This is a genomic window from uncultured Pseudomonas sp. (assembly GCF_913777995.1).
Taxonomy (GTDB): domain Bacteria; phylum Pseudomonadota; class Gammaproteobacteria; order Pseudomonadales; family Pseudomonadaceae; genus Aquipseudomonas.
Genome location: NZ_CAJYVE010000013.1, coordinates 114,257 through 131,801, shown reverse-complemented (window position 1 = coordinate 131,801; position 17,545 = coordinate 114,257). Strand labels below are relative to the sequence as shown.

17 protein-coding genes are annotated in these 17,545 nt (G+C 65.0%); 5 read left to right on the top strand and 12 right to left on the bottom strand.

Going from position 1 to position 17,545, the window contains the following annotated elements:
- Positions 1-137: 137 nt before the first annotated feature.
- Positions 138-2,288 (bottom strand): catalase HPII, encoded by a 2,151-nt coding sequence (gene katE / locus QZ497_RS05835; RefSeq protein WP_295472086.1) that lies wholly within the window; start codon positions 2,286-2,288, stop codon positions 138-140.
- A gap of 297 nt (positions 2,289-2,585) precedes the next feature.
- Between katE and QZ497_RS05830 the strand changes: the two genes are divergently transcribed.
- Genes QZ497_RS05830 through QZ497_RS05820 form a run of 3 tightly spaced genes read left to right on the top strand, consistent with a single transcriptional unit; the run spans position 2,586 to position 5,096 of the window.
- On the top strand, positions 2,586-3,593 hold the full coding sequence (locus tag QZ497_RS05830; protein ID WP_295472084.1) for a methionine ABC transporter ATP-binding protein: 1,008 nt from the start codon (positions 2,586-2,588) through the stop codon (positions 3,591-3,593).
- Complete coding sequence (locus tag QZ497_RS05825; RefSeq protein ID WP_295472082.1) at positions 3,593-4,267, top strand: methionine ABC transporter permease; 675 nt, start codon at positions 3,593-3,595, stop codon at positions 4,265-4,267. Before QZ497_RS05830 ends, QZ497_RS05825 begins: the two co-directional genes overlap by 1 nt.
- A 55-nt stretch (positions 4,268-4,322) precedes the next feature.
- Positions 4,323-5,096 (top strand): MetQ/NlpA family ABC transporter substrate-binding protein, encoded by a 774-nt coding sequence (locus tag QZ497_RS05820; RefSeq protein WP_295472080.1) that lies wholly within the window; start codon positions 4,323-4,325, stop codon positions 5,094-5,096.
- 93 nt (positions 5,097-5,189) lie between these two features.
- Here the strand turns inward: QZ497_RS05820 and QZ497_RS05815 are convergent, their stop codons facing one another.
- The 4 genes from QZ497_RS05815 to QZ497_RS05800 are packed head-to-tail and all read right to left on the bottom strand — an operon-like array spanning position 5,190 to position 8,113.
- Entirely contained in the window at positions 5,190-5,819 is a 630-nt protein-coding gene (locus tag QZ497_RS05815) for an SCO family protein (protein WP_295472078.1), read from the bottom strand.
- Positions 5,820-5,872: 53 nt separating this feature from the next.
- Entirely contained in the window at positions 5,873-6,856 is a 984-nt protein-coding gene (locus QZ497_RS05810; RefSeq protein ID WP_295472076.1) for a COX15/CtaA family protein, read from the bottom strand.
- 13 nt (positions 6,857-6,869) lie between these two features.
- Positions 6,870-7,406: a hypothetical protein gene (locus tag QZ497_RS05805; protein ID WP_295472074.1), complete on the bottom strand. Its 537-nt coding sequence runs from the start codon at positions 7,404-7,406 to the stop codon at positions 6,870-6,872.
- Positions 7,403-8,113, bottom strand: coding sequence for an SURF1 family protein (locus tag QZ497_RS05800; RefSeq protein WP_295472072.1), 711 nt, complete (start codon positions 8,111-8,113; stop codon positions 7,403-7,405). The genes QZ497_RS05805 and QZ497_RS05800 overlap by 4 nt, the downstream gene beginning before the upstream one ends.
- A 72-nt stretch (positions 8,114-8,185) precedes the next feature.
- Here QZ497_RS05800 and QZ497_RS05795 point away from each other — a divergent pair, with 72 nt between their 5' ends.
- Positions 8,186-8,374, top strand: a complete 189-nt coding sequence (locus QZ497_RS05795; RefSeq protein WP_295472070.1) for a DUF2909 domain-containing protein — start codon at positions 8,186-8,188, stop codon at positions 8,372-8,374.
- Here QZ497_RS05795 and QZ497_RS05790 read toward each other — a convergent pair.
- The 4 genes from QZ497_RS05790 to coxB are packed head-to-tail and all read right to left on the bottom strand — an operon-like array spanning position 8,371 to position 12,568.
- Complete coding sequence (locus QZ497_RS05790) at positions 8,371-9,258, bottom strand: cytochrome c oxidase subunit 3 (protein ID WP_295472068.1); 888 nt, start codon at positions 9,256-9,258, stop codon at positions 8,371-8,373. The genes QZ497_RS05795 and QZ497_RS05790 overlap by 4 nt on opposite strands.
- Positions 9,245-9,838 (bottom strand): cytochrome c oxidase assembly protein, encoded by a 594-nt coding sequence (locus tag QZ497_RS05785; RefSeq protein ID WP_295472066.1) that lies wholly within the window; start codon positions 9,836-9,838, stop codon positions 9,245-9,247. Before QZ497_RS05785 ends, QZ497_RS05790 begins: the two co-directional genes overlap by 14 nt.
- Positions 9,835-11,424, bottom strand: a complete 1,590-nt coding sequence (gene ctaD / locus QZ497_RS05780) for a cytochrome c oxidase subunit I (RefSeq protein WP_295472064.1) — start codon at positions 11,422-11,424, stop codon at positions 9,835-9,837. Before ctaD ends, QZ497_RS05785 begins: the two co-directional genes overlap by 4 nt.
- A 22-nt stretch (positions 11,425-11,446) precedes the next feature.
- Complete coding sequence (gene coxB / locus QZ497_RS05775) at positions 11,447-12,568, bottom strand: cytochrome c oxidase subunit II (RefSeq protein WP_295472090.1); 1,122 nt, start codon at positions 12,566-12,568, stop codon at positions 11,447-11,449.
- A gap of 439 nt (positions 12,569-13,007) precedes the next feature.
- On the opposite strand from coxB, the gene QZ497_RS05770 reads away from it, so the two are divergent.
- Entirely contained in the window at positions 13,008-13,658 is a 651-nt protein-coding gene (locus QZ497_RS05770) for a hypothetical protein (RefSeq protein WP_295472062.1), read from the top strand.
- A 17-nt stretch (positions 13,659-13,675) separates the two neighbouring features.
- Here the strand turns inward: QZ497_RS05770 and QZ497_RS05765 are convergent, their stop codons facing one another.
- The 3 genes from QZ497_RS05765 to QZ497_RS05755 form a co-directional block, all read right to left on the bottom strand.
- Positions 13,676-15,229, bottom strand: coding sequence for a SulP family inorganic anion transporter (locus QZ497_RS05765; protein WP_295472060.1), 1,554 nt, complete (start codon positions 15,227-15,229; stop codon positions 13,676-13,678).
- 182 nt (positions 15,230-15,411) lie between these two features.
- Positions 15,412-16,134, bottom strand: a complete 723-nt coding sequence (locus QZ497_RS05760; protein WP_295472058.1) for a carbonic anhydrase — start codon at positions 16,132-16,134, stop codon at positions 15,412-15,414.
- 217 nt (positions 16,135-16,351) lie between these two features.
- Positions 16,352-17,410 (bottom strand): PA0069 family radical SAM protein, encoded by a 1,059-nt coding sequence (locus tag QZ497_RS05755; protein WP_295472056.1) that lies wholly within the window; start codon positions 17,408-17,410, stop codon positions 16,352-16,354.
- Between the last annotated feature and the right edge of the window lie 135 nt (positions 17,411-17,545).

Sequence of the window (17,545 nt, the reverse complement as noted above, 5' to 3'; positions counted from 1 at the left end):
TTGCAGGCAAAGCGGTCTTTTTGGAAGTATTCTTGCTCATGGTCTCGCCCTCGCTGTCGCTGACATCTATAGGATGCCACCGTGGCGCATAGACGCCTCGGCGGGGGCGAGTCCATCCAATTACGGGCAAGCAGTCATCAGGCCGGTACGGCCTTGGCCTTCGGCTCGCGAGCCCACACGCGGTGCTGGGCAATGGCGTCGAAGAAGGCGTCGGTCGAGGCACCGTCCGAGACCACCAGCAGGCCGGCATCCTCTTCCAGCTTCAGCTGTTCCACCAGCGTCTTGGCCTCACCGGCCACAGCGATGGCCTTGAGGTGCTTGTAGGCTTCCAGCAGGAAGTGCAGGGTCACGCCGTTGCCTCCCAGCACCTTCACCGACTCCGCACCGCCCGGCACGAACACCGCATCGAAGGCCACCGACGGCATGCCCTCGGCCGAAGCATCCACCTCCAGGGTCTTGCCCTCGGCGGTGGTCACCGGCGCGGAGGTCGGCCCCAGCACCTTGGCATGCGCGCCGCGAGCGGTCAGGGCGGTCTTGATCTTCTCCACGTCCTGGCCGTTCACGCCGTTGGCCACCAGTACCGCGACCTTGCGCGAGACGATGTCACCCGACAGCAGGTTGGCCTGGCTCAACGCCGGAGACTCCTTCAGCGCCTGGCTGCGCGGCGCCACGGTACCGCCCGTGGGAGCCGGCAGGCCGAGGTTTTCCGCCACTCGGCCGGCCAGGGTCAGGTCGATGTTGGCAAGAATCTCGTTGACCACCCGCTCGCGGATGAACACCCGCTCGACCTTGCCCAGCTCGAAGCTGTAGGCGGCAATGATGTGCTCCTTCTCGTGCTCGGCCATGCTGTTGAAGAACAGCGCGGCCTGCGAGAAGTGATCGGAAAACGACTCGCTGCGCTCACGCACCTTGTGCGCTTCGATGCGCTCCTGATAGCTCTCGAAGCCGCCATTTTCCGGCGCGGCCGGGGTTTCCTTGGGCCAGCCGCTGTCGATCGAGTTCGGCTCGTACGAGGCGCGGCCACGGTCGATGGTGGTGCGGTGCTGGGCATCGCGCTGGTTGTTGTGGTTCGGCGCCACCGGGCGGTTGATCGGAATCTCGTGGAAGTTCGGCCCGCCCAGGCGGCTGATCTGCGTGTCGGTGTAGGAGAACAGCCGGCCCTGCAGCAGCGGGTCATTGGAGAAGTCGATACCCGGCACGATATGGCCAGGGCAGAAGGCAACCTGCTCGGTCTCGGCGAAGAAGTTGTCGGGGTTGCGGTCCAGGACCAGCTTGCCCAGCGGGGTCACGGGCACCAGCTCCTCAGGAATGATCTTGGTCGGGTCGAGCAGGTCGAAGTCGAAGTTGTGTTCGTCCTCTTCGGCGACGATCTGCACGCCCAGCTCCCATTCCGGATAGTCGCCCATCTCGATGGCTTCCCAGAGATCGCGACGGTGGAAGTCGGTGTCCTTGCCGGCCAGCTTCTGCGCCTCGTCCCAGACCAGCGAGCAGACGCCGAACTTGGGCTTCCAGTGGAACTTGACGAAGCTCGCCTTGCCCTCGGTGTTGATCATCCGGAAGGTGTGCACGCCAAAGCCCTGAATGGTGCGCAGGCTCTTGGGGATGGCACGGTCGGACATCGCCCAGATCACCGCATGGGCAGTTTCCGGCACCAGCGACACGAAGTCCCAGAAGGTGTCGTGCGCCGATCCGCCGGTAGGAATCTCGTTGTGCGGCTCGGGTTTCACCGCGTGGACGAAGTCGGGGAACTTGATCGCGTCCTGGATGAAGAACACCGGCACGTTGTTGCCCACCAGGTCGAAGTTGCCTTCGTCGGTGTAGAACTTCACGGCAAAGCCACGGATGTCGCGCACCGTGTCGCCCGAACCACGCGGGCCTTGCACGGTGGAAAAGCGCAGGAACACCGGGGTCTTCTTGCCCGGGTCGCGCAGAAAGCCCGCCTTGGTCAGGGTGGCGTGGTCGTCGTAGCTCTGGAAGTAGCCATGCGCGGCGGTGCCGCGGGCATGCACGATGCGCTCGGGAATGCGTTCATGGTCAAAATGCGTGATCTTCTCACGCATGATGAAGTCTTCCAGCAGACTCGGGCCGCGGCTGCCGACCTTGAGGCTGTTCTGGTTGTCGGCAATCTTCACGCCCTGGTTGGTGCGCAGGGCCTGGCCGGTGGCATCGGAGCGAAAGGTCTCCAGGGCGTCGAGCTTGGCGTTGCTGTTGCCACGGTCCAGCGTGTCGGTGCCGGCCAGTTCACTCTTGGCTGTCGGGGTGACTGGCGTATCTGTCTTCTTGACCATCGATTACGACTCCTCGTCAGTTCAGGCCCGTCCTAGCGCGGGCCTGAGTGAATACACTTCACGGTGTTCAAGGAGTGACACAGGGGCGGGAGCGGCGTTCAGAGAAATTCCGCAGCAATCTTCCCACTGGTCGTGTTATGCCCGTTACGCAGGTTGACCGGCAAATTAATGCTAAGAACCTCGGCGCGGACAGGCTAAAATGCGCGCCCGGCTTATCCAGCCCGGCTTCCGGCCAGCGCGCGACGCGCCGCTGCGCTGGCATTAAACGCACCCACAAGGCCCCAAAAGGTTCGGTAAGTGATCGAGTTTCTTGACGTCCAGAAAACCTACCGCGTTGCAGGCAAGGAAATCCCGGCCCTGCACCCCACCCGCCTGAGCATCGAAGCAGGCCAGGTGTTCGGCCTGATCGGCCATTCCGGCGCCGGCAAGAGCACCCTGCTACGCCTCATCAACCGCCTGGAAAATCCCACCGGCGGGCGCATTCTGGTCGACGGCGAAGACGTGACCGCCCTGGATGCCAACGGCCTGCGGCGCTTTCGCCAGCAGGTCGGCATGATCTTCCAGCACTTCAACCTGCTGTCGTCCAAGACCGTGGCCGACAACGTCGCCATGCCGCTGACCCTGGCCGGCAATCTGTCCCGCGAGCAGATCGACCAGCGCGTCGCCGAGCTGCTCGACCGGGTCGGCCTCAGCGCCCATGCGCGCAAATACCCGTCGCAGCTCTCCGGCGGCCAGAAGCAGCGCGTCGGCATTGCCCGCGCCCTGGCTACACGACCGAAGATCCTGCTGTGCGACGAAGCCACCAGTGCCCTCGACCCGCAGACCACCGCCCAGGTGCTGCAGCTGCTGGCCGAGATCAACCGTGAGCTGAAGCTGACCATCGTGCTGATCACCCACGAGATGGACGTGATCCGCCGGGTCTGCGACCAGGTCGCGGTAATGGACGCCGGGGTGATCGTCGAGCAGGGGCGGGTGGCCGACGTGTTCCTGCACCCGCAGCACCCGACCACCCGGCGTTTCGTCCAGGAAGACGAACACCTCGACGAAAACGAGCAACGCGAAGATTTCGCCCATGTGCAGGGCCGCATCGTGCGCCTGACCTTCCAGGGCGAGTCGACCTACGCGCCACTGCTGGGCACCGTGGCCCGCGAAACGGGGGTGGACTACAGCATCCTGGCGGGGCGTATCGACCGCATCAAGGACATTCCCTACGGCCAGCTGACCCTGGCCATCACCGGCGGCGACCTGGACGCCGCCTTCGCCCGCTTCAGCGCTGCTGATGTCCATATGGAGGTCCTGCGCTGATGGACGCTTTCCTGGAACTGTTCTCCAACGTCGACTGGTACGAAATCTGGCTGGCCACCGGCGACACCCTGATCATGCTTGGCGTCTCGCTGGGCTTCACCGTGCTGTTCGGCCTGCCGCTGGGCGTGCTGATGTTCCTCACCTCGCCGCGCCAGCTGCTGGAAAACCGCCCGCTGTATGCCGTGGTGGGGGTGATCGTGAACATGCTGCGTGCGCTGCCGTTCATCATTCTGCTGATCGTGATGATGCCGCTGACCCAACTGATCACCGGCACCTCGCTGGGCATCCTCGGCACCTTGCCACCGCTGATCGCCGGTGCCACGCCGTTCTTCGCGCGGCTGGTGGAAACCGCCCTGCGCGAGGTGGACAAAGGCATCATCGAAGCCACCCAGGCGATGGGCGCGACCACCCGGCAGATCATCCTCAAGGCCCTGCTGCCCGAGGCGCTGCCCGGCATCCTGGCGGCGATCACCGTCACCGCCATCGCCCTGGTGTCGTTCACCGCCATGGCCGGCGCGGTAGGCGCGGGCGGGCTGGGCGACCTGGCGATTCGCTACGGTTACCAGCGCTTCCAGAACGATGTCATGTTCGTCACGGTCGTATTGCTGCTGGTGCTGGTGCAGATCCTGCAAACCGTCGGCGACAGGCTGGTGGCGTATTTCTCGCACCGTTGATTGCATTCGTTGGCTTTTGGCCCGCCGGACGCGGGCCGCTAGAAGGAGTTGTTGCATGAAGAAACTAGTGGCTGTTTTCGCTGCCATGACCGCACTGTCGGCCCAGGCCAATGAGACCCTGAGCGTGGCCGCCTCTGCCGTGCCCCACGCGGAGATCCTGGAGTTCGTCAAGCCGACCCTGGCCAAGGAAGGTGTCGATCTGAAGATCAAGGTGTTCACCGACTACGTGCAGCCCAACGTGCAGGTCGCCGAGAAGCGCCTGGACGCCAACTTCTTCCAGCACCAGCCGTACCTGGATGAATTCAACAAGGGCAAAGGCACCAACCTGGTCACCGTGACCAAGGTCCATGTCGAACCGTTCGGTGCCTACTCCGAGAAGTTCAAGAAGCTCGAAGACCTGCCTGGCGGGGCCACCGTAGCCCTGCCCAACGACGCCACCAACGAAGGCCGCGCCTTCCTGCTGCTGGCCAAGGCCGGGCTGATCACCCTGAAGGACCCGAACAGCATCCTGGCGACCCCGAAGGACGTGGCCAGCAACCCCAAGGACCTGAAATTCCGTGAGCTGGAAGCCGCGACCCTGCCACGCGTGCTGACCCAGGTCGACCTGGCGCTGATCAACACCAACTACGCGCTGGGCGCCAAGCTGGACCCGACCAAGGATGCCTTGGTGATCGAAGGCGCCGAGTCGCCGTACGCCAACATCCTGGTGGCGCGCCCGGACAACAAGGACTCCGAGGCCATGAAGAAACTGGCCGCCGCGCTGACCAGCCCGGAAGTGAAGGCGTTCATCGCCGAGAAGTACAAGGGCGCCGTGGTTCCGGCGTTCTGATCCAGCAGCGGAGAATGCCGCCTGCAGGCGGCCTTCTCCGCCGCCGCTCCAACCCCCTTACCCCACGCCTTTCGCTTGGCCAACCGGCTCCCCTTACCGGGTGAGCAGGACGGGCAGCCGCGCGCTGAGCTTCTGCACGTTCAGGGGGGCGCGGATGAAGCCCTGCTGGCGGCCATCCGGACCGATGATCGCCAGGTTGCCGCTGTGGTCCACGGTGTAGCCGGGCTTGCGGGTGTCGGCGGGGATGTACGGAATGCTCAGGGCTTTGGACAGGGTCTGGATGTCTTCCACCGCGCCGCGCAGACCGACGAAGTCCTTGTCGAAGTACGCCAGGTACTGCTTGAGCTGCTGCGGCGTGTCGCGGTCCGGGTCGACGCTGACCAGCACCACGCGCAGGCGACCGGCCTCGGCCGCGCTCAGGCTGGCCTTGATCTGGCGCAACTGGGCCAGGGTCGCCGGGCAGATGTCCGGGCAATAGGTGTAGCCGAAGAACACCAGGGTCCATTTGTCCTTGAGCTGGTCGAGGGCCACCGGCTCGCCACCCTGGTCGATCATTTTCAACGCCGGCACCGCGCGGCTTTGCGGCAGCATGATGACTCCGGCGTCCACCAGCGCCGCCGGGTCGCTGCCGCTGCGCATGGACAGCACGCGCTGCACGGTCAGGCCCAGGATCACCGCGATGATGGCGACAAGGATGAAAACGGTTTTCTGGGTTCGGGTCATGGTCGGTGAATCCGGGCAGCACTGGGACGGCCAAGCCTAGACGCAAGTACCGCTCAGGTACAGCCACGCGGCGCTCGCCCGACACGCTCGTTGACGAAGATCGCCGCCAACAGCAACAGCGCAGCACCGCCGCTGTGGGCCAAGGCCAGGGCCGCGGGAAAGTTCAGCAGCACATTGCCTGCGCCCAGCGCCAGCTGCAGCAGCAACAGCCCGGCCAGCACGCCGCCCATGCCCACCAGCCCTGCCTGCCAGAGCCGCCAGGCCAGGCGCAGGGCGACCAGCGCCACCAGCACCGCGCCCAGCCGGTGGGCCAGGTGAATCGCCGTGCGCGCCTCGCCCTCATGCACGCCGCCCAGGTAGCTCAGCCCGAGTGGCGGGCTCAGGCCGAACGCCTCGGCGAAGTCCATCACCGGCCACCAGCGCCCCTGGCACAACGGCAGGTCCGGGCAGGCCTGGGCAGCGTAGTGGGCGCTGACCCAACCGCCCAGGGCGATCTGCACGGCGATCAGCAGCAGGGCGGCCAACGCCAGCCGCCGCAGCGCGGGGTCAGGGCTACGCAGCACGGCAGGTCGCGCGGCCAGGCGCAGGGTCAGCAAGAACAGCAAGCCCAGGGTGCTCATGCCGCCAAGCAGATGCAGGGTAACCACCGGCGGCCACAGCCTGAGGGTGACGGTCCACATGCCGAACGCTGCCTGCAACATGACCAGCCCCAGCAGCGCCAAGGCCAGGCCCAGGGCCTGGCGCTGTCGCCACGCCTGCCAGGTAATCGCCAGGGTGCTCAGGCCGAGGGCGGCGGCGGCGTAGCGGTGCATCATCTCGTACCAGCCCTTGTCGACTTCCAGCGGCGCCTGGGGATAGCGCAGCTCGGCCAGCGCCTGTTGCAGCGCCCCGGACGGCACCCCGAGAAAGCCGTAGCAACCCGGCCAGTCCGGGCAGCCCAGGCCCGCGTGCGACAGGCGGGTCCAGGCACCGAGCAGCACCACCAGCAGTGCGAGGAGGGTGGCGAACAGCGCCAACAGGTATCCGCGACGGGCCATGGGGCGCCTCCGGTCAGCCGATGTTCGAGAGTTTCAGCAGGTGCCGCAGGTCGCGCAGCACGTCCTGGCCCTTCACACGGGCGTCGTACTCCAGCACCAGGTTGCCGTGGGGGTCGACGATCCACAGCCGTGGCTGGTCATCGCCTGGCACGCGCTGGCGATAGCGCTGCAGGTCCAGGGTGTAGCGGCGCAGCCAGGGGTAGCCAGGCAGTGCGTGAATATCCAGCGCCACGCCGCTGGCCAGCGCATGGCTGGCGCGCCCGGCGTCGCGCCCCAGGGCGAGGTGGATCTGCCGGGCCAGGTAGACCAGGTGCAGGCAGCTCTGCGTACAGGCTCCGGGCGTGGTGACCAGCAATTGCCAGCCGCTCTCCCGGGCGCTCACGCCCAGGTCCGCCCGCCCCACGCCGTCACCCAGCAGCTGGCCATGGTAGGTGCGGCTTTCCGGCAGCCAGAACTGCCAGCGGTACATGGCGCCGGCGATAAGCAGCGGCAGAAGGAAGCCGGCGAATATCAGCGCCAATTGCAGCTGCCCGCGGCGCTGCCCACTCATGGCCGAGGCTCCCTGGACCTGGAAAACCCCAGGTACAGGTACAAGCCGATCAGTGCGACGGCCAGGGCGAACCACTGTACGGCGTAGGCGCGATGGGTTTGCGGTGCCTGGTTGACGATCGGCCAGTCGGCCCGGTAAGCCGCCGGTCCCGGCAGCAGACGCAGTTCGTAGGGGTAGCCATCGCGTTGCAGGGCCTGCCACACCCGCGGCGGCTCGACCACATTGACCAGGCGCGGCCAGCGCTCGTCCGGTGCATCGGCTTGCAGGCGAAAGGCCGGGCCCGGCGGCACATAGACCCAGGCCTGCAGATCGGCGTCCGCCGTCGGGGTGTCGAATACCGGCGGCGTACGACGGTCTGGCCAGGGCAGCCAGCCACGGTTGAGCAGCACCCACAGGCCGCTGGAGCGGTCTTCGAAGGGCTGCAGCAGCTCGACCCCGGCACGACCGTCACGGCTGCGATTGTCCAGCAGCAGGGTGTGCTGCGGGTCGAACCGCCCCTGCAGCAGCACCGCTCGCCAGGCCGGGTCGTCTTGCTCGGCGAGCGCCTTCAGGTTGCCGGGCAGCAGACTCTGCTGCCGAGCCTGGTGCGCCAGCAGGCTGGCCTTCTGCTCGGCACGCTGCAACTGCCACAGGCCCAGAGCGACCAGCAGCGGCAACAGCAGCATGAGCACCAGGGTCGGCACCGGGCGCGGCAGGAAGCGTCTCATCCGCTACACCCTGGCGGCCACGGACCGGCCCCTATACTCCATTGCATCATCACCCTTGCCTCTGGAGTCGCCATGCTCAAGGCCGCGATCGTGCTGTCTCTGGCCGCCATGCTCGCCAGCCTATTCAGCGGCCTGGTGTTCCTGACCCGCGACCGTCAGCCCTCGAACCGCCTGCTCGGGGCCCTGGTGCTGCGGGTGGCGCTGGCGGTGCTGACCGTCAGCCTGATTGCCTGGGGCCTGTACAGCGGTCGCCTGCGCTAGATCACGTAGACGAATACGAACAGCCCGATCCACACCACATCGACGAAGTGCCAGTACCAGCTGGCCGCTTCGAAGCCGAACTGATGCCTGGCATCGAAATGCCCGCGCAGGATACGCAGCAGCATCACCAGCAGAATCAGCGCACCGATGGTCACATGCGCGCCATGGAAGCCGGTGAGCAGGAAAAAGGTCGCGCCGTAGATGCCCGAGCCCAGGGTCAGCCCCAGTTCGTGATAGGCATGCAGGTACTCGGCACCCTGCAGCACCAGAAAGCAGCCGCCCAGCAGCAGGGTGGCGAGCAGCCACAGCTTCAGGCGCCGCCGCGCGTCATGCTTGAGCGCGTGGTGCGCCAGGGTGAGGGTGACGCTGGAACTCACCAGCAGCACGGTGTTGAGCAGCGGCAGTTTCCAGGGGTCGATGATGCCTTGCGGCGCCGGGTAGCGCTTGGGATCGGGGGTGTCGAGCATCGGCCACTGGTAGCGGAACTCGGGCCAGAGCATGTTCGACACGCCGTTGCTGCCTTCCCCACCCAGCCAGGGGCCAGACCAGTAGCGAATGTAGAACAGCATGCCGAAGAAGGCGGCGAAGAACATCACCTCCGAGAAGATGAACCAGCCCATGCCCCAGCGAAACGAGCGGTCCAGCTGGGCGCTGTACAGGCCTGCGCGACTTTCGCGCACCACCGCGCCGAACCAGCCGACCATCATCCACGCCAGCAGCAGGCTACCGCTGAGGAAGATCCACGGACCGTGACTGTCCGGGTGCCCCGCCTTGAGATCGTTGAACCAGGTGCCCAGGCCGAACAGGGTGATCAGCAGCGCCAGGGTGGCGATGATCGGCCATTTGCTCTGCGCCGGGACGTAATAGTGTTCAGGGGCTGGCACGGGACACCTCCGTGACGCGCGCGCCGCTGGCCGGCGCGACAGGCGGCTGGCGGGCGGTGATGTCGAACAGCGTGTAGGCAAGGGTGAGCTGCTGCACATCGGCAGGCAGGGCGCGGTCGACGATGAAGCGCACCGGCATTTCGATGCGCTCGCCCGGCGCCAGCACCTGCTGGGTGAAGCAGAAGCATTCGGTCTTGTGGAACCAGGCCGCCGCGCGACCCGGCGCGACGCTGGGCACCGCCTGGGCGGTCATGGGGTAGGCAGCGGGGTTCTCGGCGACGAACAGCATTTCGTTGACCGCCCCAGGGTGCACGCGCAATTCGCTGGCCTTGGGGTAGAAGCGCCAGCTCATGCCCGCCGCGTTGCTGGACACGAACAGCACACGCACCTGGCGTTGTTCATCGACGCGCTGTTCGCCAGTGTACGGGCCGCCGGTCTTGCCGTTGATGCCGAAGGCCTGGCACATCACCTCGTAGAGGGGCACCAGAGCGAAGCCGAAGCCGAACATGGCGACCACCACCCACAGCAGGCGGGTCACCAGGCGACGCGAAGACGCAGCGGGTTGCTTCGCGGGGCTCATTTGACCTCCGGCGGCGTGGCAAAGGTGTGATAGGGCGCCGGCGACGGCACGCTCCACTCCAGCCCCTCGGCACCCTCCCAAGGCTTGGCCGGGGCGGGCGGGCCGCCGCGGATGGTCTTGATGACGATGAACAGGAACAGCAGCTGGGTGACGCCGAAGGTGAAGGCGCCGATGGACGATAGCATGTTGAAGTTGGCGAACTGCAGGTTGTAGTCGGGAATGCGCCGTGGCATCCCGGCCAGGCCGACGAAGTGCATGGGGAAGAACGCCAGGTTCATGCCCACGAAGGACATCCAGAAGTGCAGCCTGCCGAGGGTTTCGTCATACATATGCCCGGTCCACTTGGGCAGCCAGTAATAGGCCGAGGCGAAGATGCCGAAGATGGCGCCCGGCACCAGCACGTAATGGAAGTGCGCGACCACGAAATAGGTGTCCTGATACTGGAAGTCCGCCGGGGCGATGGCCAGCATCAGCCCCGAGAAGCCGCCGATGGTGAACAGGATCACGAAGGCCACGGCGAACAGCATGGGCGTCTCGAAGGTAAGCGAGCCCTGCCACATGGTGCTCACCCAGTTGAACACCTTCACGCCGGTGGGCACGGCGATGAGCATGGTGGCGTACATGAAGAACAGCTCGCCCATCAGCGGAATGCCCACCACGAACATGTGGTGCGCCCAGACCAGGAACGACAGGAAGGCAATGGCGGCGGTGGCGTAGACCATGGAGGTGTAGCCGAACAGCCGCTTGCGCGAGAACGCCGGGATGATCGAGCTGACCGCACCGAAGGCCGGCAGGATCATGATGTACACCTCGGGGTGGCCGAAGAACCAGAACACGTGCTGGAACAGCACCGGGTCGCCACCGCCGCCAGCGTCGAAGAAGCTGGTGCCGAAGTGGATGTCCAGCAGCATCATGGTCACGCAGCCGGCCAGCACCGGCATCACCGCGATCAGCAGAAAGGCGGTGATCAGCCAGGTCCAGACGAACAGCGGCATCTTCATGAAGGTCATGCCCGGCGCACGCAGGTTGAGGATGGTGGCGATGACGTTGATCGCCCCCATGATCGAGCTGATGCCCATCATGTGGATGGCGAAGATGAAGAAGGTCACGCTGGCCGGCGCGTAGGTGGTGGACAGCGGCGCGTAGAAGGTCCAGCCGAAGTTCGGCCCGCCGCCAGGGGTGAACAGCGTGGAGACCAGCATCAGGAAGGCCGCCGGCAGCAGCCAGAAGCTGAAGTTGTTGAGCCGCGGCAGGGCCATGTCCGGCGCACCGATCATCAGCGGGATCATCCAGTTGGCCAGGCCGACGAAAGCCGGCATCACTGCGCCGAAGACCATGATCAGACCATGCATGGTGGTCATCTGGTTGAAGAACTCCGGCTGCACGATCTGCAGGCCGGGCTGGAACAGCTCGGCGCGGATCACCATGGCGAAGGCACCGCCGAGCAGGAACATGCTGAAGCTGAACAGCAGGTACAGGGTGCCGATGTCCTTGTGGTTGGTGGTCAGCACCCAGCGCATCAGGCCCTTGGCCGGGCCATGGGCATGCCCGGTGTGCAGGTCATGGTCTTCGATTACGGTGCTCACGGGCATCCTCCTGCCGGGCCGTTCATTGGCTGGCCTGTTTGAGGGCCAGCACATCCTTGGGCGCCAGCATGTCACCCATGTCGTTGCCCCAGGAGTTGCGTTCGTAGGTCACCACCGCCGCGATATCCACCTCCGACAGCTGCTTGCCGAAGGCGGCCATGGCCGTGCCCGGCTTGCCGTTGAAGACGATGTTCAGGTGCGCGGCCAGCGGCCCCTTGGCCACCGCCGAGCCCTTGAGCGCCGGGAAGGTCGGCGGCATGCCCTGGCCCTCGGGCTGGTGACAGGCGGCGCAGACGGTGTGGTAGACCTTGTCGCCGCGCTCGATGAGTTCCTCACGGGTCCAGTCCTTGGCGGTCAGCTCCTTGAGCCGTGCACTTTCCTCCTTGCGCCCCGCCAGCCAGGCCTGGTACTCGGCCTGCGGCCGCGCCTCGACGACGATGGGCATGAAGCCGTGGTCCTTGCCGCACAGCTCGGTGCACTGGCCCCGGTAGGTGCCGGGCCGCTCGATACGGGTCCAGGCTTCGTGGATAAAGCCGGGAATGGCGTCGCGCTTGACCGCGAAGGCCGGCACCCACCAGGAGTGGATGACGTCGGCACCCGTGACCAGGAAGCGGATTTTCTGCCCCACCGGCAGCACCAGCGGCTGGTCGACCTCCAGCAGGTAGTGTTCGCTCTTGGCATCGCGGTTGTGGATCTGGTCCACGGGCGTGGCCAGGTTGCTGAAGAACTCCACATCCTGGCCCAGGTAGCGGTAGTGCCATTTCCATTGATAGCCGGTGACCTGGATGTCCACCTGCGATTCGCTGGCGTCGTACATGTCGATGAGCGTGCGGGTGGCGGGAATGGCCATGGCCACCAGGATCAGGAAGGGCACCAGGGTCCAGAGAATCTCCACCGTGGTGTTCTCGTGAAAGCTCGACGCCTGCTGCCGCCGCGAGCGGCGATAGGCGAACACGCTCCAACCGATGGCCGCGAACACCACGATGCCGATGGCCACGCAGATCCAGAAGATGGTCATGTGCAGGTCGTAGACCGCCTGGCTGACTCCGGTGACACCGGGGCCCATGTTGGTGGTCCAGGCGGCCTGGGCAGGACCGGCCAACGGCCAGGCTCCCGCCACCCAGGCCCCGCAAGCCATCCGCATTCGGGGATGACGCCTCATTCGGGTTTCCCTCAGCGCTTGTGCAACGCGCAGGTCCGTCAGTGGCGGACTGCGGCCAAGGGGAGCGGCTTGCGGACTGCTGACTCGGGCCCTGAACGGGCGATCAGCCGGCTTCCTGGTGAGCAGTATAGACAGCCAGCGGCGGCGCAAGAGCGCCGCGCGAAGTGGCAGGAGTGACCGGTAGGTTCTATTTTTGACCGTGTAGCCATATAAAAATGGATTTCTTATGACAAAACGATCTTGGATCCAATAAAAACCGCGCTAATGTATGTCATCCCCGTGCGAGTGGGAAAATACGCCCAACCGGCTTTGCCTCAATGTTTGCAGGCATGTGGGGCGCAAGCATGGTCTGTGAAGGGCCGACCATGTCTCGCTCGCTTATAACCAGAAGATATTCATTATCAGGCCCTCAGGAGTACTGATGAACACTGCAGCCTTGCGGGAGCAGATCCAGCGTGCACGACAACATGAGGCCGAGACCGGCCAATTGCGGCACTCGCTGGAAACCCGATTGCCCCATCTCCACCCGGCGATTGCCGTGCCAGACAACGATGCGCATGCGGTCCTGAAGAATTTCGTGACCGCCTACATCGAACACGTACCGGACCTGCTGGATGCCGCGCACAGCGTGGCGATCGAAGCGGGTATCGAAGATCGCATCAAGCCAGTGCTGCGCATTGCCTCGCAGTTCTTCAGCAGCCCGCCGGCAATCATGCAGGGTCATGAAGGACTCGCCGGCCTGCTGGACGAAGCCTACCTGGCGCATCGGCTGGTCGAAGAGGTCAATGACCTTTACATCCGCCACCTCGGCCAGCCGCTGATTCCCTCGGACTCCACGGTGGCCAACGTCATTGCCCACCAGCTGATCGGTGAAAGCTTTGCCAACCAGTTGGACCAGGCCGTGCACCTGGCATTGAGCGAAATGCTCGACGAAGACAGCTTCGCCCAGGAGTCGGTGCAGGCTTATCGCGAGCGCCTCAACAACCCCGGAACGGAAGCGGCATGGCGCCGCTGGCCATGCCTGTCCATGCAACTGGGCGTCGGCCTGGAGCTGGACGGCCTCCAGGCCTGACCCGTGGTACGCCTGAGTCAGGCGGTGCCGGCTGCACCGATGCCGGTGTTGGTGCGCACCCGACCCTCCAGCCGGCGTTTCAGGCCACGTGGCTCGATGAGCAAGCGAGTACCGTGGGCCGCATTGGCGCGTCCCCACTCTTCGAGCAGCTCCAGGCACGAGTGGTCGATGTAACTCAGATTACCCAGCGGCACATGGACCGTGCTGCCCTGGGGAATGGTGCCCAGCACCTGAGTCAGAGCCGGCACCTTCAGGAAGGTCGCCGCCCCCACCAGACGCAGCTCCAGCTCCTTGTTCCCTTCCATCGGCACCAGGCTGATCTTCAGTCGCGAGGCCTTGAAGGCCAGCTTGACCAGGGTCAGCGCGAAGCCCACCAGCACACCGGTCAGCAGGTCGGTGAAGACGATCGCCGCAGCAGTGGCCGCATAGGTGAACATCGGCATGCGCCCGTAGCGACCCAGGCCGCGGAATGCCTTGAGGTCCACCAACTTCAGGCCGGTATACACCAGCACGCCCGCCAGGCTCGCCACCGGAATGCTCTGCAGCACACTGGACAGCACCAGCACGAAGGCCAGCAGCCACAAGCCGTGGAAGATGGTCGACAGGCGCGTGGTGGCGCCGGCCTGGACGTTGGCCGAGCTGCGCACGATCACACCGGTCATCGGCAGGGCGCCGACCAGGCCACAGAGCATGTTGCCGATACCCTGGGCGCTGAGTTCCTTGTCGAAGTTCGAACGCACACCGTTGTGCATGCGATCCACGGCAGCGGCGGAGAGCAGCGTCTCGGCACTGGCGATGAACGCCAGGGCGAAGGCGGCGACCAGCACGGCCGGGTCCATGAGGTTGACCAGGTCCGCCGGGCGTAGCCAGTCGATGGCTTCGGCCAGGTTGTCCGGCACTTGCACGCGTTTGACCTCCAGGGCCATGAGCAGGCTCACCCCCGTGGCGATGCCGACGCCCAGCAGGGCACCCGGCACGAAGCGTAGCGACTGCGGGCGCAGCTTTTCCCAGCCATACATCACCGCCATGGTGCCCAGGCCGAGCAGACCGGCCTGCATCCCGCTACCAGGACCGAAAGCCTGCGCCAGCGTGGTAGGGAAGCCGATCAGGTTGTCCAACCCGGAAGGCTTGGGCCCGCTGTCGAACATCACATGCACCTGCGACAGCACGATCAGCACACCGATACCGGCGAGCATGCCGTACACCACCGCCGGGGCCGTGACACGGAACCAGCAGCCCAGCTTGAAGCGCCCGGCCAGCAGTTGCAGCAGGCCGGCCAACAGCAGGATCGGGCCGAGCATGGCCATGCCGTGCGTGCGCACCAGCTCGAACACCAGTACCGCCAGCCCCGCCGCCGGGCCGCTGACCTGCAACGGCGAGCCGGCGATGAAACCCACCACCAGGCCGCCGATGATGCCGGTGATCAGGCCCTTGGCCGGCGGCATGCCCGAGGCGATGGCGATGCCCATGCACAAGGGCAGGGCGACGAGGAACACCACCACGGAAGCCAATAGCTCCCGTGGCAAGACAGATTTGATCGATGAAACACCTTTGCCGGCTGTGGCTTCCATGACTACGTTCTCCAAGAAATTCTTCATCAGCCGTACCCACGCAGGCACGACAAAGCCTGACGGTGCGAAAAGGCCGCAGCCGCCACCATTGGCAGGAAGGGGAATGTTCGCCGCGCAGAACTGCGGACGTGATTTTCAGGCTGCATACGGCAGGCCACACCGGGCCTGCCGCGAGCTTCTCGTTAGAAGCGTGCCTTCGGCGTAGCCGTTGGCACAGGGCCGTCGCCGTCGAGCGGACGGAAACGGTCAAGCTGCGAGTCGTAGGCGAGGATTTCGCTGGTCTCGATGCTGTACACCCAGCCGTGAATCGACAGTTGGCCGCTGGCCAGCTTCGAAGCCACCGAAGGGTGGGTGCGCAGGTGCTGCAGCTGGGCGATGACGTTTTCCTGGGTCAGCACGCCCATGCTTTCGTGCTCGGCACTGCAATCGCAGTTGTGCTCGACCACTGTGCGCGCCACCTCGGCATGGCGCAGCCAGGCCTTGACCGTCGGCATCTTGTCCAGGGTGTGGGGGTTGAGGACCGCGCGCATCGCGCCACAGTCGGAGTGACCGCAGATGATGATGTGCTGTACGCCCAGGGCCATGACGGCATATTCGATGGCGGTGGAGACGCCACCGTTCATCTGCCCGTAGGGCGGTACGACGTTACCCACGTTACGGGTGACGAACAGGTCGCCTGGCGAGCTCTGGGTGATCAGCTCGGGCACGATGCGCGAGTCGGCGCAGGTAATGAACATGGCACGGGGGCGCTGGGCATTGGCCAGCTTCTTGAACAGCTCTTCCTGCTGCGGGAAGACCTCATGGCGAAATTGCACGAAGCCATCCACGATGTGCTGCAAGGCCTGCTCGGCGGTTTCCGCGCCCGACTGGGAAGGGGCCGAGGTCTGTTTGTCCTTGTCACTCATGTTTCATCCTCTCTGACGGATTGAAGTGGATCATTCATGCTTCATTCGGATAGCGGCAGTGATCCCTTTCGAGCCAGTGATGGCGCACAGCTCCGTTGTACGCGGCCACGGGAGGGATACTCCTGGCTGCAGACTAACCTTCGAAGCTTAAGTGAAACTTAAAGCAACATCATTGAAACAAAAAATTGTCAATAGCTTTTTGCCATCTTTTTTTGATCTACAGCAATGACATCTGACCACCCGGAGGGCAGAAAGAGTCACAGTCGAGCACGAAACTTTCCCGCTGGCCGAGCCCCAGACGCTTGCGCGCCAGGGCGAAACGCTGTGCCAGCAGCTCGGCGAACTGGCCCTCGCCGCGCATCCGCACACCAAAGCGGCTGTCGTTGTTGGCACCACCGCGGCTCTGGCGTATCAGGCTCATGACATGCGCCGCACGCTGCGGGTAATGGTTGGCCAGCCATTCTTCGAACAGCGGCGCGACCTCCAGCGGCAGGCGCAGCATCACGTAACCCGCGCTGAGGGCTCCGGCGGCCTTGGCCTGCTGCATGAGGTTCTCCAGCTCGCTGTCGTTGATCATGGGGATCATCGGCGCGCACAACACCCCCACCGGCACCCCGGCCTGGCGCAGCACGCGAATCGCCCGCAGCCGCGCGGCGGGTGCTGCGGCGCGGGGTTCGAGGATACGTTTGAGTTCGTCGTCCTGGGTGGTGAGGCTGATGTACACCGACACCAGCCGCTGCCGCGCCAGCTCGGCCAGCAGGTCGAGGTCACGCAGAATCAGAGAGCCCTTGGTGACGATGGTCACCGGGTGCCGGTAGCGCAGCAGCACTTCGAGAATGGCGCGGGTCAGCTTGTACTCGCGCTCGATGGGCTGGTAGGGGTCGGTGTTGGCCCCCAGGTTGATCGGCGCACAACGGTAGCCCGGCTTGGACAGTTGCTGTTCGAGCAGCGCGGCGGCGTTGGTCTTGGCGATCAGCCGGGTTTCGAAATCCAGGCCCGGCGACATGTCCCAGTAGGCGTGGCTGGGCCGCGCGAAGCAGTAGATGCAACCATGCTCGCAGCCCCGGTAGGGATTGATCGAGCGGTCGAAGGGGATATCGGGCGAGGTGTTGCGGGTGATGATGGTCTTGGCCGTCTCGTGGGTCACTTCGGTGCCCTGGGTCAGCGGCACTTCCTGGTACCAGCCGTCGTCCTCGACCACCGAGCGCTGGGCCGTGAAACGGTTATGGGGATTGCTGGCCGTGCCGCGGCCACGGATGGGCGAAGAGGAGGTCATGGGAAATGCCTGATACTGTTCATACATACAGTACAGCACAATCTGTTACACGCCACTACCGCTGGTAAGGCCGTCTCACTGTCATTTCTGTCAGTAGACCCGATGCCAGGCCAGGGATAACGTGCGTCGGGCAGT